Annotated in this window: 12 protein-coding genes; all 12 read right to left on the bottom strand. The window is 43.5% G+C overall.

The genetic code is table 11. The features are described from left to right. Window position 1 precedes the first annotated feature (1 nt). On the bottom strand, window positions 2-2,311 hold the full coding sequence (locus tag ACSLP7_RS09780) for a glycoside hydrolase family 65 protein (protein WP_435579130.1): 2,310 nt from the start codon (window positions 2,309-2,311) through the stop codon (window positions 2-4). Then, window positions 2,308-2,973, bottom strand: coding sequence for a beta-phosphoglucomutase (gene pgmB / locus ACSLP7_RS09775; RefSeq protein ID WP_435579129.1), 666 nt, complete (start codon window positions 2,971-2,973; stop codon window positions 2,308-2,310). The genes ACSLP7_RS09780 and pgmB overlap by 4 nt, the downstream gene beginning before the upstream one ends. A 163-nt stretch (window positions 2,974-3,136) precedes the next feature. After that, window positions 3,137-4,177, bottom strand: coding sequence for a LacI family DNA-binding transcriptional regulator (locus ACSLP7_RS09770; RefSeq protein WP_435579128.1), 1,041 nt, complete (start codon window positions 4,175-4,177; stop codon window positions 3,137-3,139). A gap of 299 nt (window positions 4,178-4,476) precedes the next feature. Next, the gene (locus ACSLP7_RS09765; protein ID WP_435579127.1) at window positions 4,477-6,126 is read right to left on the bottom strand and encodes a solute:sodium symporter family transporter; all 1,650 of its coding nucleotides are present in this window, start codon (window positions 6,124-6,126) and stop codon (window positions 4,477-4,479) included. A gap of 106 nt (window positions 6,127-6,232) precedes the next feature. Continuing rightward, complete coding sequence (locus ACSLP7_RS09760) at window positions 6,233-7,099, bottom strand: T9SS type A sorting domain-containing protein (protein WP_291185497.1); 867 nt, start codon at window positions 7,097-7,099, stop codon at window positions 6,233-6,235. Window positions 7,100-7,135: 36 nt separating this feature from the next. After that, window positions 7,136-7,900 (bottom strand): glycoside hydrolase family 16 protein, encoded by a 765-nt coding sequence (locus ACSLP7_RS09755; RefSeq protein WP_435579126.1) that lies wholly within the window; start codon window positions 7,898-7,900, stop codon window positions 7,136-7,138. Window positions 7,901-7,903: 3 nt separating this feature from the next. After that, window positions 7,904-10,189, bottom strand: coding sequence for a beta-glucosidase BglX (bglX, locus tag ACSLP7_RS09750; RefSeq protein WP_435579125.1), 2,286 nt, complete (start codon window positions 10,187-10,189; stop codon window positions 7,904-7,906). 9 nt (window positions 10,190-10,198) lie between these two features. Then, the gene (locus ACSLP7_RS09745) at window positions 10,199-11,848 is read right to left on the bottom strand and encodes a glycoside hydrolase family 16 protein (RefSeq protein ID WP_435579124.1); all 1,650 of its coding nucleotides are present in this window, start codon (window positions 11,846-11,848) and stop codon (window positions 10,199-10,201) included. 9 nt (window positions 11,849-11,857) lie between these two features. Further along, on the bottom strand, window positions 11,858-13,966 hold the full coding sequence (locus tag ACSLP7_RS09740) for a hypothetical protein (protein WP_435579123.1): 2,109 nt from the start codon (window positions 13,964-13,966) through the stop codon (window positions 11,858-11,860). Further along, the gene (locus ACSLP7_RS09735) at window positions 13,917-15,404 is read right to left on the bottom strand and encodes a RagB/SusD family nutrient uptake outer membrane protein (protein ID WP_435579122.1); all 1,488 of its coding nucleotides are present in this window, start codon (window positions 15,402-15,404) and stop codon (window positions 13,917-13,919) included. Before ACSLP7_RS09735 ends, ACSLP7_RS09740 begins: the two co-directional genes overlap by 50 nt. 4 nt (window positions 15,405-15,408) lie before the next feature. Beyond that, a complete protein-coding gene (locus ACSLP7_RS09730; protein ID WP_435579121.1) occupies window positions 15,409-18,435 on the bottom strand; it encodes a SusC/RagA family TonB-linked outer membrane protein in 3,027 nt (1,008 codons plus the stop codon). 255 nt (window positions 18,436-18,690) lie between these two features. Then, a complete protein-coding gene (locus ACSLP7_RS09725) occupies window positions 18,691-21,495 on the bottom strand; it encodes a two-component regulator propeller domain-containing protein (RefSeq protein ID WP_435579120.1) in 2,805 nt (934 codons plus the stop codon). Window positions 21,496-21,512 lie beyond the last annotated feature (17 nt).

Genomic DNA, 21,512 nt, shown 5'->3' with positions numbered 1-21,512 from the left:
ATTATAAATTTATGGTTGTGGTCTCCCCGGCAGAGAGCGAATAATCTGTACCGTTTACAGTAACGTCTATTGCGGAATCACCCGCTACAGACAAGCTACAGGTCTTGGCATCAATATCCACGGTAAGTATCTGTCCTCTAAAATTCACTTTGAATCTGTAAGCGCCCCATTGCTCTGGTATCCTCGGATTCAAGCTCGGTTGGTCATTTTTGATTCTAAAGCCCGCAAAGCCTTCAACGATACTCATCCAGGTACCTGCCATGGAAGTAATGTGACAGCCTTCTTCTACTTCTTTGTTGTAGTCATCCAAATCAAGTCTGGAGGTTCTTAAATAGAAGGTATAGGCTTGCTCCATACGACCCAATTTGGCTGCTTGAATGGCATGCACACAAGGAGATAAAGAAGATTCGTGTACTGTGAACGGCTCGTAGAAATCAAAGTGCTTTTCCAGAGCCTCATCTGTAAACTGATCTTCAAAAAAGTAGAAACCTTGCAGCGTGTCCGCCTGCTTGATATAAGGCGAACGCAATATGCGATCCCAAGACCAATGTTGATTGATCGGGCGTTGTTTTGGATCGAGGTCACTAACCTGAATCAACTCTTTATCCAAGAAACCGTCTTGTTGCAAGAATACTCCGTGCTCCTCTGAATACGGGAAGTAAAGGCCATCGGCAATTGTGGTCCAATCGCTTAACTCACCCTCAGTAAGATTTGTTTTGGCTGCAATGCGGCTGTAGTCATCAGGTGCTTCGGATTGAATGCGCTGCATTTGGGCAGCAGCATAGTTCAAACACCACTGTGCACTGTAGTTGGTGTACCAGTTGTTGTTAACGTTGTTCTCATATTCATTCGGACCAGTTACTCCTAGAATAACATACTTACCTTTTTGTTTAGAGAAGGTAGCGCGTTGTTTCCAAAAACGAGCAATCCCAATGAGAACTTCAGCACCCATTTCATTGATGTATGAAGTATCTCCGGTATAACGAGCATAATTGAAGATCGCAAAAGCAATGGCTCCATTTCTGTGGATCTCCTCAAAGGTGATCTCCCATTCGTTGTGACACTCTTCCCCATTCATGGTTACCATCGGATACAAAGCTGCACCGTCCGTAAAGCCGAGCTTCTGGGCATTTTCAATAGCCTTCTGCAGGTGCTTATATCGGTAAACCAAAAGGTTGCGAGCAACTTCTTGGTTCTTAGTAGCCATATAGAACGGCAAGCAGTAAGCCTCCGTATCCCAATAAGTACTACCTCCGTATTTCTCCCCGGTAAATCCTTTAGGACCAATGTTGAGTCTTGGATCTTTCCCCAAATAGGTTTGGTTGAGTTGAAAGATATTAAAGCGGATTCCTTGTTGTGCTTTGTCATCGCCTTCTATCTGTATGTCTGCCATGGACCAAATTTGTTCCCAGGCAGCTGCTTGCGCATTGGCCAAGCCTTTTACGCCAATTTCCATTCCTTTTGCCAAAACAGCTTTGGCTGCTGGAATCAACTGGTCAATATCATGATTGGTAGAAACCGTATAACCGGCATATTTCTCCAAATTAATGGTTTCTCCTTGAGCTACTTGCGCACTGTAAGTCACAGAAGCTGTTTTGTCGGTTTGATCTACACTGGATTCTGAAACAGGCTGATCGTTCAAAAACACCTGTGAATCCATATATGTACAAACATGGAAGGCTGTTTTCTCGGTAGCGGAATGTATAAAGGCTGCAGACTTAGAAGCGCTAATGCCTTTAATGTCCCAAAACTTATCGTCCCAATTGGAATCTTCATTGGTAATTCCGGCATCGATATACGGACTAAAGCTGATGGTCGCAGATCCGTTAACCGGAGTCACTCTATAATCGATCACTCCCAATTCATCCATGTCCAAGGATAAAAATCGAAGCACTTCTACCTTCACAGTTTTTCCGTTTAGTAAAGTTGCCTCAAAACTTCGGGTGTACAAACCGGTTTTCATGTCCAGTTCTCGCTTGAAGTTGTCTACGCTTTTACAGGTGTGCAGGTCCAAAGCTTCTCCATCTATACTGACGTTGATGCCTATCCAATTCGGGGCGTTGAGTACTTTGGCAAAGTATTCGGGATAACCGTTCTTCCACCACCCCACACGAGTCTTATCAGGGTAATAAACTCCCGCAATATAGCTTCCTTGAAATGTTGGTCCGGAGTACTGCTCCTCAAAATTGGCGCGTTGCCCCATGGCTCCGTTACCAATACTGAATAAACTTTCTGAAGATTTAACGCGTTCTGCATCGAAGCCTTCTTCGATGATAGACCATGGATGGGTTACAATATATTGTTGGTTCATTGGATTGTTTCGCTGGTTAATTGATCAATAAAGTTGTTGGGTATTTGGGTAAAGTCTTGAAAGACGTGTTTGGCATGAGATAGGTGTTCTGGCTTCCCGATGCCTACAGAGACCATTCCGCCAGTATTGGCAGCAGTTACTCCAGCTTTGGAATCTTCAAAAACCACACATTGCTCAGGCTCTAATTTAAGTAGTTCTGCTCCCTGCAAAAAGACTTCAGGATCGGGTTTGGCAGCGGTCACATTGGTACCGTCTACTATGGCCTCAAATTCTTGGATCATGCCTACGCGCTCTAAAATATGGCGTGCGTTCTTACTGGCCGAACCCAATGCGATCTTGTAGCCTTTACTTTTTAGATCTGCAATAAACTCACGTACTCCCGGGAGTACATCATCTGCACTCATGGTTGCCACATGAGCCAGGTAATCTACATTCTTATCCGAAGTCAAAAAATCAAAGCGTTCTTGGGTGATCTCTACCCCAGCCCAATCGAGGATCTTCTGTAATGAGTCGATGCGGCTTACGCCTTTTAATTGTTCGTTGAGTTCTGGCGTCAGCTCAAAGCCAAGAACGGCTGCTGTCTTTTTCCACGCCAGATAGTGGAAATGGGCGGTGTCTACAATAACTCCGTCCAGATCAAATATAATTCCTTCTATTTTCATCCTAATTAGAACGCGACCTGGGCCTTCTGGGAGGAATCCTCAAAAAGCAGCAAATCGCTTATGTATTTAAGCGACAAGCACTTTGCTTATCTGCGCTGAAAAAAGGGAAGTAATAATAGCAACAGAATGCGGGCTAAATATACGGAATTTTTAAACCAATGCCCTATTTAGCCGCCGATGCTCTGGGAATCAATTCTGTTTGTACCACCAAGGTCTGGTAAGCATCATCGGGATCGTCATTCTCAATTCTATTGATGAGCAATTGTGCGGCGCGTTTTCCCATCTCATGCCCGTGCTGACTCACAGTAGCCAAAGGCGGTTGGGCGTATTTAGAAAGAAGTCCGTCTGTAAATCCAATGACCTTTACATCTTCCGGAACCTGCTTGCCTGCCTTCTTGACCGCATTCATAGCCGCAATAGCAAAAATTTCGTTTACCGCAAATATCGCATCCAGATCTGGATTGCTCTCTAAGTATTTACCAATGGCCACTCCTAAGTCCTCGCTTCTAGAAACTGCGTCCATATCGTCATCCAATTTGAGGATGAGTTTAGGGTCTTCTGAATAACTGGCATCCTTCAAAGCTTTTTGATATCCCATATAGCGCAGTTTACCTACATTCACGTGATCATTGGTGGTAATGATTCCGATGCGCTTACAGCCTTGTTCCACTAGATAGCTCACTGCAGTACGCGCTCCGCGGACATCGTCTACCACAACTTTGTCGGTATCAATGTCTGGAAGATCCCGATCAAAGATGACAATGGGCATTCCCTGATTCATGGTTTCTCTAAGGTGATGGTAGTCTTTCTTTAAAAGTGTTTCCTTAGCTACCGAGATGATAAAACCGTCAATACTGCCGTTAGCCAGGGTGTCCATATTGTGAACCTCCTTGGCAAAGGATTCATCAGATAGCCCAATCACCACATTGTAGCCACGTGCATTGGCCTCCTGTTCTACCCCTTGAATCACCGTTGTAAAAAAGTGATGTACAATTTCTGGAATGATGATCCCAATGGTATGAGCGCGTTGGTTTTTAAGACTCAAAGCGATGTTGTTGGGCTTGTAATTGTACAAGGCCGCAAAAGCTTGGATTTTCTTACGCGTCTCTTCACCAATTTCATGGCTGTCCTTTAAGGCTTTGGAAACAGTAGAAATAGACACCTCCAATTCTGAGGCTATCTTTTTAAGGGTCATTTTTGGCATAGGCTACACTCTAGGATTCTAAAAAGCGCTAAACAATTGATAATCAAAGACCGAAATATCTAGAATTTGGCAGTGATAGCCTCTGTATATTTCGAAAGTGTTAAAATACGTAAACTTATCAACACGCAAACGTTTTCGTAGGTCTTTATCCTTGCGGCGGACTTTGCAGACCCAATATTTAGGCTACTTTTACTTTCAAGGAAGTAATAATAGCATCTATTAGTGAATTATAACCCTTAAATGGGTCGCTATTATAGTTGATATTAAAAAAGGGCGCTCGTAACAGAGCGCCTTTTTTGTTATTGGAAATATACGTAAGTGCTGATCACAATGATCACTACGATCGCTCCTGCAAGCTTCACATGCTTCCAAGGCTCAATTTCTACTTGCTCTGTATACTCTTGCTCATAAGGTGTTTCTCTAGGCTTGATCTTACCTATGGCTAACATGATCAGGGTGTTAAGTACAAACAAGATCGCCATTACGTGCAAGAAATGTGGATAAGCGCCTGCTTCAATCGCAGCAAGTTGTTCTGGATCTGTAATTCCATTAGCAGCTGCATCCTCTAAGGCCGATCCCACAAAATGCGGTTGCAAAATGAACTGACTTAAGATGTATAGTAAAGAACCTGATAACAAACCAATCTTAGCTGCTATGGCTGGAACTCGCTTAGTCAAATAACCAACCACGATGATGGTTAGAATTGGAATGGAGTAAATTCCATTTACCTCTTGGAGGTAGTCAAATAAAGATCCTGCATTGGCCAACTGAGGCGCAATGAACATAGACGCAAGAGCTAAGATCACTCCAAAGGTCTTACCGTTCTTCACCACGGTTTTCTCATCAGCATCTTTGTTGATGTGTTGTTTGTAGATGTCGATTCCGTATAGGGTAACCGAACTGTTCAAAACCGAGTTGAACGAGCTCAAGATCGCTCCAAATAGAACAGCAGCAAAGAATCCAAGCCAAGCCGACGGCAATACGGCGTTTACCAAACGTGGGTAGGCTGCATCTGCTTGGTCCAATCCACCTTGAAAATAGTGGAAGGCAATGATTCCAGGCAATACTACGATAAGGGGACCTAATATTTTTATGAAGGATGCAAGGATTAAGCCCTTCTGCCCTTCTTTTAAGTTTTTAGCGGCTAAAGCACGCTGAATAATCTGTTGGTTGGTTCCCCAATAGAAAAGTTGCACCAACATCATTCCTGTAAAAATGGTAGAGAACGGGATCGCACTAGTGTTACTTCCCATGGCGTCAAATTTCTCCGGATTGGCCTCTGTAAGGGTTGCCCATCCGTCCATAACACTTCCATCTCCAATGGCCATTAAACCAAAGATCGGAATCAATAATCCTCCTATTAAAAGTCCAATAGCGTTAATAGTATCCGAAACAGCTACAGCTTTCAGGCCTCCAAATACGGCGTAGATGGAACCAATAATACCGATACCCCAAACACAGATCCAAAGGGCTGCTGTGTCAGAGACACCCAGTAATTCTGGAATTCCAAACATATTGGAAATCGCAAGTGACCCAGAGTAAAGGATCACGGGTAATAGAACCACTACATAACCGGTCAAAAATAATCCAGAGGTCAACGTCTTTGTGGTGACGTCAAAACGGCTGGCCAAGAAGGTCGGCACGGTTGTGAGTCCACCTTTTAAATATCGAGGTAATAAAAACAAGGCCGTGACCACTATTGCGATCGCAGCGAGAGTTTCCCAGGCCATTACCAAGATTCCTTGGTCGTAGGCAGAACCGTTAAGACCTACAATTTGTTCTGTAGAAAGATTGGTCAACAAAAGTGAGCCAGCTATGACTCCAGCGGTAAGACTTCGTCCACCTAGAAAATAACCATCACTGGTACTTTCATCGGTTTTTCGGGTTGCAAGATAGGAGATAACGCCCACCATTAGGGTAAAGCCTACAAAGGATACAATTGCTAGCATAGTTGTTGAATATTGGTTGATAAAAACTTGCCCAAACGGACTAGTCTGGGCAAGTTAATAATAAAAATGAAGAACGTTTAAGTTCTTAGTTGTTGCCTAAAAAAGACTATCGCTTAACGATTTTGATCTGCTGCTGTCCAGCGTCAGTAGTCACTGTTGCAAAGTAAACACCAGTCTTAAGACCAGCTACGTTGATTGCAGAGTTTGTTCCACTTAGCTTCTGGCTCAACACTTGCTGTCCAAGTACGTTGAAGATAGCGATATCGTTTTGCTGAGTTTTGGTTTGTACATTAAGCACATCGTTTGCAGGGTTTGGATAAACAGATAGCCCTACTAGTTCAGACTCGTCTACGTTAAGAGCAACTGCTCCTACTACTACGCTTCCAAGTGCTGCTTCGTCTGCTGGGTTTGCGTTAGGTCCAGATACTTCAAATCCGAACTGTACTTGGCCATCAGCTGCATCAGTTTCAGTCATGGTCATAGAGAATACACCAGCTTCTGTAATTGGCAAAGTCATTTCACGTAGTAAAGCAGAGAAATCTGCGTTGAATACACGGATAAAAGCAACTACACTGTAGTCAGAACTCAAAGTATAGCTCTCTACACCACCGGTGAAAGTCTGCTCTCCACCTAGTCCAGAGTTGTCTCCTACAATAGTGTTGGCTCTCATGAACTTAGCACCTTCTCCAGTAGTTTGGTTTACCCAAAAAGGATCGTCTGGGTTGTCAGCATAAGTGTTGAAGTTTGGCTGAAGCGTGATACGCCCGTCAGCACAGTTTACAGTTGACTTAAGATCTCCTACACCCCATCCAGAGTTGAATACAAAAGTTGTTTCGTCTAATTCGAAAACATTCATGAATCCGAACCAAGCGTCTCCGTCAGCTCCAGCACAAGGATCTACTTCGATCGTTGTTTGTGCATTACTTGTGAACATAGCAAACATAGCTGCTAATAGTAAGTAAGTTTTTCTCATCACATTTTAATTTAAATTAATAATCAAGTTTCAAGTTTAAAAATTGTACACCTTCACATAGTCCACGACAAAATCCTGAGGGAAGATATTATCATCTACCTCAGGGCCGCCAAAGTGTCCTCCAATTGCCATATTCATAATTAAATAAAATGGCTTATTAAACGGCCAGGTCTTAGCGTTTTTCTCCTTGGGCTTAAAAGTGTATACTTCTTTATTGTCTATATAAAAACTAATCTTTTCTGCAGTCCAATCCGTGCGGTATACGTGAAAGTCGTTCTCCACACCTGCGATATGAGTTTGTTTGGAATTGATGGTCGCGCCAAAGCTATCTGGCGTATGCAAGGAGTTGTAGATCACTCCAGGTTGCTTTCCAACATATTCCATAATGTCAATCTCTCCACAACCGGGCCAAGTATTGGTGTCAATATCGTTACCCAACAACCAAATAGCTGGCCAAATTCCTTGACCCTTCGGTAGTTTAGCTCGAACTTCAATACGCCCGTATTGGAATTCCATTTTACCTTTAGTTGTAATGCGCGCACTGTTGTAGACACCATCTTTTTTAGTAGCGGAAATAATCAGATGTCCATTGTCCACAACTGCATTGGCCTTGTTGTAGATCTGACGCTCATTATTACCCCAGCCACAAAGGTTTGGACAGCCGTCACCCAGCTCGTAATTCCAATAAACCTCGTTGAGGGAATTACCATCAAAATGTTCTTCAAAGACAAGCTCATTGGAAGTGTGTCCACAGCCTGCAAGGAGTAATAATGACGATATGATCAAACTAATTCTCAACATAAATTATCTGGTAAATTCTACACTGTAATTTGTGGCAGAACTTCCGCCAATGAAAACGCGATACAAACCGTCTTCTACGACAAACTCACCATCATTGTCGTAGAAGCCCAGTTCTGTATCAGTAAGTGTAAAACTAATTTCTTGGGATGCTCCTGGAGCTAGCTCCACCATTTCAAATCCTTTCAATTCACGCACTGGACGCGTCACAGAAGCCGCTACATCTTGAATGTAAAGCTGTGCTACCTCTTTTCCTTTTATCGCTCCGGTATTGGTCAAAGTGAAGCTCACTTTAAACGTGCCGTCTCCATTAGGGTTTACTGCCAGTCCTTCATATTGGAAGGTGGTATAACTCAGTCCGTGTCCAAATGGATACAATGGCGCATTGGATTCGTCCATATAATGCGACCAGAACACCAAGTTTGGCGCAGGAACAACAGGACGTCCTGTATTCTTATGATTGTAATATATCGGGATTTGACCTTTATCTCGAGGAGTGGTCATCGGCATCTTTCCGCTTGGGTTATAATCCCCGTAAAGCACCTGAGCAATCGCATTACCACTTTGGGTTCCCAATTGCCAAGCCTCGACGATCGCTGGAATATTCTCATCAGCCCAAGGCAAAGCCAATGGACGACCATTTTGCAACACCAATACGATATTCGGATTCACTTCATATACCGCCTCTAACAGTTCTTGTTGAACTCCTGGCAGGTCAATATTTACTCGACTTCTACCTTCTCCACTTTGCCAACCTACTTCTCCGAGATTCATGATCACTACATCGGCAGCACGTGCAACGCGGCGTGCCTCAGCAAATCCGCTTTTATCATCTTCATTGATTGCCGTTTCCATAACGAAGGAGTTCTCTCCTACGGTAACAGCAGCACCTTCTGCATAAGTAATGGAATTGTCTGGGTAGGCCGCCAAACCTTCTAACAGGGTTACTGCAGTATTATCATCAGCGGCAATTCTCCAACTACCCAGAGGGGAGTTTTTGTCATTGGCAAACTGACCGATAACGGCGATGCGTTGCCCTGACTTTTTCAAAGGGAGTAAATTGTTTTCATTCTTGAGCAGGACAATCGATTTTTTAGCCATATCCAATACAGCCTCTTGATGTTCTGCTTTACCAATAGTTTCTTGCTCACGTGCTTCATCACAGTAGCGATAAGGATCTTCAAAAAGTCCCAGTTCATACTTTACGGTAAGAATTCTACGAGCAGCATCTGTGATATAGGCTTCATCAACGCGTCCGTTACGCACTAGTTCAGCTAAATGCTCCACATACAGGTAAGATTCCATGTCCATGTCAGAACCAGCATTCGCTGCGAGTTCTGCGGCATGCTTACCGTCTTCTGCATAACCGTGTGCAACCATCTCTCCGATAGATCCCCAGTCAGATACTACAAACCCTTGGAAGTTCCATCTTCCCTTAAGGATCTCGCGTTGCAAGAATTGATCCCCCGTAGCTGGGATCCCGTTGAGCACATTAAAGCTGTTCATAAAGGTCTTTACATCGGCATCTACGGTGGCCTTGAATGGGGGTAGAACCATATTGTACAGCGTGCTGGTGCCAAAATCGGCAGTGTTGTAATCTTTTCCGCCTTCGGCAAAACCATATCCGGCAAAGTGCTTGGTACACGCTGCTATGGTAAAGGGATCTGAAAGGTCATCTCCTTGAAAGCCCTTAACACGGGCAGCAGCTATCAAACTGCCCAAGTAAGGGTCTTCTCCTGCTCCCTCCATAACGCGTCCCCAACGAGGATCACGTCCGATATCGACCATAGGAGCAAATGTCCAGTTAATTCCAGATGCCGCAGTTTCTGCTGCAGAAACTTCCGCAGATCTGCGAATAGCTTCCATATCCCAACTGGCAGATTCTGCGAGAGGGATCGGGCTTAGGGTTTTATAACCGTGGATCGCATCAAAACCAATAATCAGGGGAATTCCCAAACGAGATTCTTCCACTGCGATCTTCTGTACGGCTTTTACATTTTCGACTCCGCGAACGTTGAGCATGGATCCTACCCAACCTTTACGGAGGTGTTCGTATTTTTTATTTGCGGCTTCGTCACCTGCGGGGACAGGCCCGGTTACATTCCAGAAACCGTTGTATTGATTCATTTGACCTATTTTTTCTTCTAAGGTCATAATGCTCAATAGTGAATCCACTTGAGCCGTATAAGGACTGTCGCTGTTGGAAGCACCAGTCGCGGATCCGGATTCCGAATTACAGGCCACAAAACTTACGGCCAAAACTAATATCCCTAATAAAGCTGCTCTTTTCATTTTGGTATATTATTGATAAACGCGGATGTAATCGATTTCAAAAGTGGATTCCACAAATGCAGGGTCAATGGCTCCTCCAAAGGTTCCTCCCATGGCAACATTGACCAATAAGAAGAAGTCTTTGCGGAACGGTACCGCATCAGAATTCGGGAAGCTTAGTCCCACTACATCATTCACGTAGAAAATAATCTCATCTTCAGTCCATTCTAAGGCGTAGATGTTAAAGTCATCAGATACCCCTGGAGTAGGTGTGCTTTCTGTAATAGCATCACCTCCTGAATTACCAGGGAAGTGCAAGGAATTAAAGATCACGTCTTGGTTATTCCCAACGTGCTCCATGATGTCCATTTCTCCAGCACCTGGCCAAGGATTGGTATCAATGTCTGCACCTAGCATCCAGAATGCAGGCCATGTCCCACCACCAGTTGGCAATTTGGCGCGCATTTCAACACGGCCGTATTGGAACTCAAATTTATCTTTGGTGATCATTCGTGCAGAAGTGAAACCAGAACCTTCAAAGGTTTCTGCTCTGGCCGTGATCTTAAGCATACCGTCTTCTACAATTACGTTCTCAGGTCTGTCTGTATAGTACTGAGCCTCTCCATTACCCCAGCCACAAAGCTCAGGACAACCATCTCCAATCTCAAAGGTCCAGTTACCATCACAAGGGGCTCCTGGCACGTCAAACTCCTCTGCCCAAACAAGGACATCGTTGTTTCCGCTTCCTATATCTCCTGTAGCGCCACCAGCACAACTCGGAGCTCCTCCTCCACCACCTTCTGGTACAAAGGTGTGGTACCAAGCCAATTGGTTTCCTGGCGGATCGAATGGATCCTGAATTCCACGAACTACCAATTTATTCTCAGTAAGCTCAATGATCTCATATTCATTAATTCCAGCGAAATACGATAGCGTACTTCCAGGAACAGTCAAGGTTGAAGTTCCATCTGCCTCAATAAGGGCAAAATTGGTTTCTAAAGCGATTTGATCAGAAATGTCACGACATTCGTCTACAAACTCTCCAGGACTGGCATCCGGGAAGAAACGCTTCACCTCTGTCCAGTTAATGAAAGTTGCATCGCCAGGATTCAAAGTGTAAAAGAATCCTCCTGAACCGTCAAAGCTGAAGGTCAAGGTATCGTCATAAAGACAAGGATCCAATTGATTAGGCGCTGCGCTAAAGAAGTTTGGAAAATCTACTGCCGGATCACCCACTCCAAAGTGACCACCAGAACCTGAATCCCAAACCCAAGTTTTGCTACCGTCGCCGGCTAAGGCAAATTGCACTTCAGGGTCCAGAGTTAAGATTACATCCAGTTCTGCAGTAAGTTGCAATGAGCTGGAAGCCCCTCCTCTGCCGAAGGCCACTACAACGATCTCTCGTGTGTACTGGCCCACTTCGATATAGCGGAAAGTGGCTTCCTGTCCATTACTAACAACTACCGGGTCAGCATCAGGCTCGAAAAAGACATGAAAATTAATGGCATTATCTGCCGTTGGTAAAACACTAACTATGCCTGATTGGTCGCTGGCAACCGATAGTTCAACTTGCAAATTTGATGGTGCAGTGACGTCTCCGAAGGCTACATCATCTTCTTGACATCCCTGAACACCCAGAATCACTGTGATGATGAAAATAAACTGATAAATACGTTTCATAGTAAGTTTTTAAAATGCAAGTTGTATGTCGTCAAAATAATAAGTGGATCCATCTCCCGGTAGGTCTACGACAAACTCAAAGAAGATGATCACACGGTCATAAGTTCCTGTTGGACTCAATGGGGCGAAATCCCAGGTCAAGGTCTCCCAAGTGTCAATGACATTGGTGTTTACGTCTAATTCCACAAATTCGCCAGGATCTGCAGAGTTTTCCAGTTTCAATCGCACTGGAATGCCCGCTTTAGGCGAATAAGTATTGATAGAGATCATTTGTGTTGCAGAGAAATCTATCGGCGTATCTAGCTCTACAATAGTTCCTGCGAAGAACTGCGCGCCAACTGTCTTAATAGTTCTAACAACAGTAGCACTGGTATTGATACCTCCTGGAACAGCATTGGCCTCTACGGCAGAATCTGCTCCTTCAAAACCAAATACGGTATAGGTTAGATCTGGATCCTCAAAGTCTACAGGCAATTCAACGCCTGGATCACCTCCAGCAAGATCCAATTCAATATCGTCAAAGTAATAGGTCGATCCATCTCCAGGCAGATCAACGATAAATTCGTAGAAGATGATCACACGGTCATAGGTTCCTGTGGCTCCGGTAAAGTTCCAAACCAAAGTCTCCCAGGTATCGATGACAGTTGTGTTTACATCGAGCTCAACGAACTCACCAGCGTCCGCAGAATTCTCCAGCTTCATACGCACTGGAATTCCTGCTTTTGGTGAGTAACTCTTCATGCGGATGCTTGTAGTCTCGCTAAAGTCGATCGGCTCTCCCAGTTGTACGATGGTTCCAGCAAAGAACTGCGCTCCTACCGTTTTGGTAGTACGAACCACATTGGCACTGGTGTTAATTCCTCCAGGTACAGGGTTGGCTTCTCTGGCCGACTCAGCGCCTTCAAATCCAACGATACCGTAGTCTAAAGAGTCGTCTTCAAAATCTACTGGAAGTGTTACGACTGCACCAGTAGTTACGTTGGCTTGTTCAATATTGTCATAGTAGAAAATATCTCCAGCTCCGGTGTTTCCGAAGTCAAAAAATACGATCACTTTAGAATATTCTTGTGTTAGATCAGCTTCTGAGAAATCAAACCCGAGTTGTTCCCACTCGTTGGTCGTAGTGGTAACCGCATCGATCTCTGTAGCAATTGCAGGGTCATCAGCGTTCTCTAATTTTAGTTTTACTGTGGAACCAGCCAAAGGCGACCACACATCAATAGTGAAGCTTTGGAAGGTGCTGAAATCAATAGGGTCTCCTAATTGCAAGATGGTTCCTGCGAAAATATCAGCCCCGTCTTCTTTAAGGAATTCAGCAACTTTTGCACTTGTGTTGATTCCAGAAGGATCTGGATTATCAATCACTTGGCTTTGTGCTCCTGCAAAATCTGTAAAGTTGTAATCAATGGTCTCTGACTCAAAGTCGATCGGTAATACAATTGGATTGCTGATCTCAATGGTCACGGTTTCTTCTGCTGTTGCTGCGCCACCACTTAAGGCGACAACGCGTACATCGTAAAACCCAACGTCCGCATAGGTATAAGAAGCGGACTCTCCCAATCCGAATGGAGTCGGCTCTTCATCAGCAACCTCTCCAAAGAACACCTCAAAACTTGCGGCAAAATCTGCTGTGGCAGATACTTCTATAGTAAAAGCATCTCCGGTTTGTAGCACATTCACCGTTAGGTTTTCTGGTGCGCGGAAAGAAACTACCACCTCTACATCTAAAGTGGTGCTTTCACCTTCTAGATTGAAAGCTGTCAGCGTTGCCGTGTAGGTTCCTTCTGCATAAACGTGAGTGTCTTGTTGCCCTGGCGTAAGCTCTTCACTAGTACCGCCTCCATCACCGTACTCGATTGTGAAAGCAGAAGCTCCCGTTGCAGTTGGTGTAAAGGTTACAGTTCCTGAATTATCCTGAGCAAGAGATACTGATAAACGCAGGTCTTGTGGCTCGGTTATTTGATCCAAAAAGTCTAGATCACGGTCCTTATCACAAGCACTAAATACCAGTAAAAAGAGCACAGTCAGCGCTCCAAGTGGCTTAAGGGTTTTCATCAAATGCTTCATATTAGTATCCAGGGTTTTGTTCCCAACGGTTACCGGCCAATTGGATTTCAATGGCTGGAATTGGGAATAATTCGTGTTTACCGGTTTGGAAACCGTCTATTTCTGTTGCAGCACGCCCAGTTCTAACTAGATCAAAGAAGTGGTGTCCTTCTCCAACCAGTTCCAAACGACGCTCTAAGTAAATGGCTTCTGTCAACGCACTTCCTGTAGCCGTTACTGGACCTAATCCTGCACGATCACGTACTTCATTCAAATACATCTGCGCAGTTACATCAGAACCACCTCCGCGGTTGTGTGCTTCTGCTGCCATCAGCAGAACATCAGCATAGCGAATTGCTCTATAATTATTAGGGTTGGTCAAGTTTTGATCTCCAATGTTGGAATCCCCTTGACGTGCGATATACTTTCTGTTGTAGAATCCGGTATGCTCAAAACCTTCTACCCAAGACACTCCCGCGCCTCCGTTAAATCCGGCATTTTCTTCAGCAAACAATTCTATATTCAAGATACCTACATCGCGGCGCAAATCACCGTCCTCATAGGCGTCATAAGTTTCTTGTGTTGGAACATTAAAACTGAATCCAGAATCGTAAAGCGGTCCGCTAAAACTTCTGATTCCATTAAATCCGACAGCTACGTTTCCTTCACTACACTGTAAGCAAACAAAGCTAGCTCCTTCTACATCGGTGTATTGGATCTCAAAGACAGATTCCGGTCCGTTCTCACCTTCGTTCTCCCAGATCTCCGCAAAATCAGCTACCAAAGAATAAGTACCTGTTGCGATCAAGTCATCCAAGACCACACGAGCCTCGCTGAATTTATTTTGGAACAAGAGCACACGTCCAAGCAAGGCTTGAGCAGCACCGCGGGTTACGCGGCCTGGCACGTCTTGCACTACCGGTAAGTTTGCAATTGAAAACTCAAGATCATCTTCTATCTGTGCATAAATAGTTGCTACTGGAGTACGTTCAATGGTAGCCTCATCTCCAAAGAGAATGCGCTGATCTACCGCAAAAGGTACATCACCAAAGAATTTCACCAGCTCAAAATAGTAATAAGCTCTAAGGAATGTGGTTTGTCCAAGCACATTGTCTTTCCCAGAAAATTCCAGGTTGTCTTTAAACTCCATAATGAAGTTTGCGCGATTTACTCCAGCATACATCCAAGCCCAAATGTCTTGCAATTGTCTGTTGATTGGAGTGTGGCGCATATCGTCTATCTCCTGAATACCTGGTACATCGATGGCACTCTCACCACCTGCCAAGGTATTGTTAGAAGCGATCTCGCCCAACATCACGTTGATGTAAGAGCTTTGAAGCAAGTCATAAGCAGCGATCAAGGCTGCTTGGTAATCCTCTTCTGTATTGAAGAAGTTCTCTGAGTTCTGATCCTCTGAATCTACATTCACAAAATCATCGCTACACGCTGCAAAGCAGAATACCACTAAGCAAAACGCAAAAACTGATCTTAAAAATTGAGCTGTATTCATAATTTTAATATCTGATGTTTAGACCTACCAAAAACTGTTGTGCTGACGGATAGAAACCTTGGTCTATCCCTGCAGTCAATCCATTGCCGTTAGAGGCAGTTGGGTCAAAACCTGAATATTCGGTAAGGGTAAATAAGTTTATAGCAGACGCATAAATGCGCAGTTGTTTCAGTTTAAGCTTCTCCAACCAAGAGTCCTTTAAAGAATATCCTACTTGAAGATTCTGAAGTCTTAAGAACGATCCGTCTTCCACGTAGAAATCAGAGAATACGGTGTTTAAAGTCGCAGCATTGGTCACACGCGGGAAACTATTGGAAGTGTTTGGTCCTGTCCAACGCGAAAGCGAAGTTACTTGACGGTTGGTCAACTGTTGATTACGCTCATAGTTTCGGACGATATCGTTTCCTAAGCTTCCAAACGCATAGGCGTTGAAATCCCAATTCTTGTATTCAAAAGATAAATTCAATCCAAAGGAAAGATCTGGAAAAGCATCTCCTATATTGGTACGGTCTTCATCATTAATCACTCCATCTCCGTTAGTATCTACAAAACGAATATCGCCAGGCTGTGCGCCTTCTTGTAAGGCATGAGCATCAATCTCGTCTTGATTTTGGAAGATACCATCAGTTTGTAATCCGAAGAAATAACCTAATGGCTGTCCGGCTTCCATTCTTGAGATGAACTGATCCTGTCCAACACCAAAGGCGATTGGCCCTGGAATGAATCCATTGTCACTCTGTACAAAAAGCACCTCGTTTTGAATGAAAGTAACGTTTCCGCTCACATTGTATTTAAAATCTTCGTTGATCTCGTCTCTCCAACCCAATTGAAGCTCAACCCCTTTGTTCTCTACAGAACCTGCATTGATCACCGGCGGAAGGCCACCAGGACCGCTGGCTCCAAGCACTCCAGAAACAGGAGCTACAACCAAAAGGTCATTGGTGCGACGGTTAAAGTAATCAACCGTAAAGTTCATGCGGCTGTTGAAGAAGCGCGAATCAATACCAATATTATAGGTCTCTTGCTCTTCCCATTGGATCTGTGGGTTTGGCAAACGTCCTTGTGCACGCCCAAAGGTGAGTTCTTCATTAAATACATACACTCCTTCTCCGTTCAACAGTGAAACGAATCCGAAGTCTGCAATTCTATCGTTTCCAATGATACCGTAAGAAGCACGTAGTTTAAGGAAATCCAACCAGTCGGTGTTTTCCATAAAGGCCTCATCAGAAATAACCCAACCTGCTGAGAATGAAGGGAAGTACCCAAACTTGTTTCTTGGACCAAACTTGGTTGAACCATCGCGTCTGATCACGGCAGAGAATAAATATTTTCCTTTGTAATCGTACTGTGCACGTGCGAAATACGACAGCAAGCGCGCATCAAAGGTGTTACCTCCGTTAGGGAAGTTGTCAATTACATCACTGGCCTGAGCAATGGATGCATTGGCCACGTCGTTGTCAATAATATCAAAACCAGTCTGTCCTGTAAATTCTCCAACCGTTTGGAAAACAGAGGTACCAGCCGTTACTTTTACGTTATGCGCATCGTTGAAGCTTCTTTCATACTTTACAAAAGCGTCAAACGTATAATCTTTAAAGGTGTTTAGGGATTCGCCGACAGCACTTCTTTCAATATTGAAAACCTTACCTGCTCCATAATCTACGATTGGAGAGAAGAACCAGCCCTCAACTTCTGAATAGTTACCCTGGAAGCGCGCTTCTGCTGAGAATGCATCTAAGAAATCGTAGCGCAAACCTACGCTACCCCCAATTTTACGGGTTCTTCCTCGGTTAAATGTATTTTCAATCTGTGCAACCGGGTTGATCACCTCGTTTCCTAGACCTTCCGCTTTAGTGAATTCTCCGTTAGAATCACGAACCGCAAAGGTTGGCGCGTTATTAATAGCATTATAAAGAACGGATCCAATAGTGTTCTCTAGAATTCCCCGCCCTTCTACATCAGAATAAATGGCACTTGTAAATACATTGAAATTTTCTAAAAAGTCAAGGTTGTAGTTCAAACGAGCCGTTTTACGCTCAAAGTTTGATTTTTCTCCTCCACCGACAATACCGTCTTGGGTTAAATAGGAAACACTAAAGGAATATCTGGAGTTTTCTCCACCACCATCACCAGAGAGCTCTATACTTCCGATGGCGGCCGTTTTAAATACTTCATCTTGCCAATCTGTTCCTTGTCCAAAGCCACTGACATTGGTAAAAGGCGGTTGGCTTCCACCATTGGCAAAGGATTCATTTACCAATAGACCGTATTCTGTTGCATTGAGCACGGGTAACTTCCGCGTAGTATTTTGGAATCCTGTATACGTATTTAATGCTAAAGAAAGGGGTTGATTTTTACGTCCTGATTTAGTCGTAATAAGGATTACACCGTTTGCTGCACGTACACCGTAAATACCGGCAGTTGCATCTTTCAATACATTAATAGACTCAATATCCGTTGGATTCAGTACGCTCAGATCTTCAATCACGTTTCCGTCTACCAAAATCAAAGGCCTTGAATCTCCGTTAGTACCAATACCACGAATTCTAATATTCAAAGCACTTCCTGGTGCTCCAGAACCCGAAGTTACCTGAACCCCAGCTACCTGACCTTGAAGTGCTTGCTCTACTCGTTGTGGCTTTAATTCTTCAATAGTTTCTGAAGATAACACCGCGACGGCACCAGTAATCTCTTTACGCTTCTGTGTTCCGTATCCGACTACTACGACTTGATCAAGCGCCTGAGCGTCTTCTTCCATCGTAACGTTTAGTGTACCCGCACTATTCACAGTACGTGTGACAGTCTTAAATCCTAAATAGGTAAATTCTACAACGGATCCTTCTGGAACATTTTGAATCTCATAATTACCATCAAAATCTGTAATGGCTCCGAGGTTTGTATTTTGAACTACAACATTAACTCCTCCCAAGGGGATGTTTTGATTGTCGTAAACCGTTCCGTTGATGTTGAGTTGCTGACCCGATACAGTCAGGATAAAAAAGCCGAAAATTGCGGTAAAGAGCAGTTTCATAAATGTACTTTAATATTACATCCACTAAATTACACCACTACAATAGCGAATTCTCAATTTCCACCCCTACAAAATATATACATACTAAAATTTTAACATTTAAATTGATATATTGATAATATCAATTACCTAAAGCCTTAATTTACAGATACTTAATTACTTTGCTGTAAAGGCCGTTCGGATAAGATAGCACAGGTTTAGGTTAATATTGTATAGGTAATGTTGAGGGTAATTTAACAAATAAACGCCTCAACATTAAATGGAAAGAATGTGATCTACAAGAATAATGCCCGATGGCAGTTCCATTTTTTTGCGGAGTCGGTATCTACTTATCTCTACAGAACGAACAGAAATGTTTAGTAAAGGAGCAATCTCTTTAGAACTTAAATTAAGCCTTAAATAGGTGCATAATTTAAGGTCATTTGGGGTCAACTTTGGATACTTTGATTTTAAGGTTTTAATGAAATCCTTATCCACATTATTGAAGGCCTTTTGAAACAACTCCCAATCACTGGAATCATTTAGATTTTCTTCAATTATAGATTTCACGCGTTTTAAAAGCGCTCTTGCGTCCTTCTCGTCAATTTTATCCAAGTCTTTCTTAATGCCTTGTAGGGCCTCGTTTTTCCGAGCCATCCCCATAGTTGCAGTGGCCAATTCTTGGTTCTTACTAGCCATATCACGCTCCAGATTGGCATTTTTCAAGGCAATACTCTGCTTTTCATTTTTAAGGCGCTCTAGTTCTAATTGCTGATTGTTCTCGCGTTCGATCTTCTGTTTTTGCTTTTTATAGCGTCTACGATACACCTCATTCACCACCAGCATTGAAATTAAACCGAGAACTACATAACAACCAACCGCCCAATTTGAGGCATACCAAGGCTTAGCAATGGTAAAATTCATTCTGGCTGTATTAGTCGAAGAATTCAAGCCAATACGCGATTGCGCCTCTAGGGTATAGCTGCCTGGCGGCAGATTCTCGAAAACCACATTGTTGTCTGCGCCCCAAGTACTCCACTGTTCTCTATAATCAAGCAAACGGTATCGGAATTCTTTGCTGAGGTAAGTATCGTAATTAGGCGTATTGAGTTTGAGGTGTAAACTGTTAAAGCCAGACACAAAATCGGTATCCTCAGCAGCAATATCGCGCCGCTCCCCTTTCTCGCTTAACATATAACCATTACCTATATATACCGTATTGAGTCTAGGCACAAAGCCGGAGATGTCTAAAGTGAGGTACCCGCTGGTGGTCCCTAAAATATGGTCTCCTTCACTGGTATTACCTACTTCTTCAAATCCTATGACTTGATTGCGGATATCTTCTGAAAGTGATATGTTTTTCATTACTATAGAACGTCCAAAGGAACTCGGTCCATAGATCTTGATCTGATTGGCTCCAAACAACCAAAGGTTTTCCTGCTTGTCCACGTCCAATTGACCGGTAACGTATTGGTTGTCTAATTGGTAGGCTGAAGAGAGTAAACTGTCACGTTGAAATTCAGAATTACCTTCCTTTACATAAACCCCAGATTCCGTAGCGTAAACCAAGCGGTCCTTATAACTTACCATTCCTGAATTCTTCCCCAATGGAAGCGTTGTATCTCTTGTAATTTCAGTGATCTCTCGCTGTTCTAGATTTAGTTTTAAGTGATATACGCCTTTATACTCGTGATTGACCCATAGGTCTCCAGAAGAGTCATACAATAGAAAACGTGCAGAATAGGCAAAACCTTCCAGCACTCCTGCAAATTCCCAAGTGTTGTTATTTTTTGACAACAAACTTATGCCTTGATAGTTACCAACTAAGATCTTGTCAGGATCATCATTAACCGCTAAAAAGGTCCAACTCCCGGAATGACCGGAGAGCATCTTAGCAGAAGTTCCATCAATCAAAAAGGTTCCATCATTATGCGCACAAAATAAGGCATCACCAATGCGTTGTAGTTCCCATACTTGCCCATTGGTGCCATCAATACGCCTGAAATCCTCAACACTATTAATCGATCTGTAGAACAATCCTTGATTGGTGCCAAGATACAACCGACCCTCATGCTCAACAGCCGTATAAACACTCCCAATGGTGCCATTTATGTCGGTATATATCTTAAGAGGTGCATTTAGATTCAATACATCAATGCCATTATCTAAACCTGCCCATAAATTGTTATCTGCATCCTCATAAAGTGCTAAAATCGTATTGTTGGACAGACCGTTACGCTGATTGAACTGCGTGAGCAAATTTCCTTGACTGTCTAGGATCATCAAGCCATAGGCGACTGTACCAACAGCAAAATTGCCGTTCTCTAACTGAATAGCAGCATAAACTCGTAGATCACTGGCCATGTTATCTAAAGCTGTGGGCCAAGGGGTGTATCCTTCTGGAGTCAATCGATAAAAGCCAGAAGTTTGGCTCAGCATCAAAGTCCCGGTACTGGTCGGGAACAAGGCCACAACGCGGTCTTTATCAAAATCTGAAAGGTCTTGTGTGGGCTGGGCCAGTTGTTGATCGATCCTGTAAAAATCCAGCGCGTTATCCTGAAAGTAAAAAGTGTTGCCCTGACGATACATCTTAAAAATTCCCGGAGTGGGCACCGTCTCTATTGTCGCATTGCGCGTATTGTAAATGTAAATCCTGTCTAAGGATTGGAATAAGACCAAATCATCTACTTGTTGTATACTCCAAAATTGTTCGTCCTCTACAAGCCTGCCCGCAATATCCTTACTGATGGAAGTGTATTCATAATGCCCTGTGCCGTCTTTCTCCCAATAACCAAACTCCATATAACAACCTGAATAGACACGCTCGCCAATGGCTAGAACCGAGCGCATTATGGTCTTATTGGGAGAATTATACAACGTCCAGTTATTGCCATCATAATGAAGCAGTCCTTCATTATTGGCAAAGAACAAATTGTTTTGTGTATCCTGAGTAATGCTCCAGTTTTGATTTCCTGCCTGATAGTTCTTAGAAGTGAAGGCTTTGATCGGAGGAATCTCCTGACCAAAACTCAGCCCAACTGTCAGGAAGAAAAATAATACGCAAAACCGTTTCAATCTCATAAGTTGTGAAGTTACCA

This window comes from Gilvibacter sp. (assembly GCF_965601605.1).
Classification (GTDB): Bacteria; Bacteroidota; Bacteroidia; order Flavobacteriales; family Flavobacteriaceae; genus Gilvibacter.
The sequence above is the reverse complement of the archived record's forward strand: the minus strand, read 5'-3'. Positions and strand labels throughout refer to the sequence as shown.

What these genes read in the sequence shown, in the direction of transcription:
- ACSLP7_RS09780 (WP_435579130.1), bottom strand. Translation starts at nt 2,311, where the DNA reads ATGAACCAACAATATATTGTAACCCATCCATGGTCTATCATCGAAGAA.
- ACSLP7_RS09735 (WP_435579122.1), bottom strand. Translation starts at nt 15,404, where the DNA reads ATGAATACAGCTCAATTTTTAAGATCAGTTTTTGCGTTTTGCTTAGTG.
- ACSLP7_RS09760 (WP_291185497.1), bottom strand. Translation starts at nt 7,099, where the DNA reads ATGAGAAAAACTTACTTACTATTAGCAGCTATGTTTGCTATGTTCACA.
- ACSLP7_RS09765 (WP_435579127.1), bottom strand. Translation starts at nt 6,126, where the DNA reads ATGCTAGCAATTGTATCCTTTGTAGGCTTTACCCTAATGGTGGGCGTT.
- bglX (WP_435579125.1), bottom strand. Translation starts at nt 10,189, where the DNA reads ATGAAAAGAGCAGCTTTATTAGGGATATTAGTTTTGGCCGTAAGTTTT.
- ACSLP7_RS09725 (WP_435579120.1), bottom strand. Translation starts at nt 21,495, where the DNA reads ATGAGATTGAAACGGTTTTGCGTATTATTTTTCTTCCTGACAGTTGGG.
- ACSLP7_RS09755 (WP_435579126.1), bottom strand. Translation starts at nt 7,900, where the DNA reads ATGTTGAGAATTAGTTTGATCATATCGTCATTATTACTCCTTGCAGGC.
- ACSLP7_RS09730 (WP_435579121.1), bottom strand. Translation starts at nt 18,435, where the DNA reads ATGAAACTGCTCTTTACCGCAATTTTCGGCTTTTTTATCCTGACTGTA.
- ACSLP7_RS09770 (WP_435579128.1), bottom strand. Translation starts at nt 4,177, where the DNA reads ATGCCAAAAATGACCCTTAAAAAGATAGCCTCAGAATTGGAGGTGTCT.
- ACSLP7_RS09745 (WP_435579124.1), bottom strand. Translation starts at nt 11,848, where the DNA reads ATGAAACGTATTTATCAGTTTATTTTCATCATCACAGTGATTCTGGGT.
- pgmB (WP_435579129.1), bottom strand. Translation starts at nt 2,973, where the DNA reads ATGAAAATAGAAGGAATTATATTTGATCTGGACGGAGTTATTGTAGAC.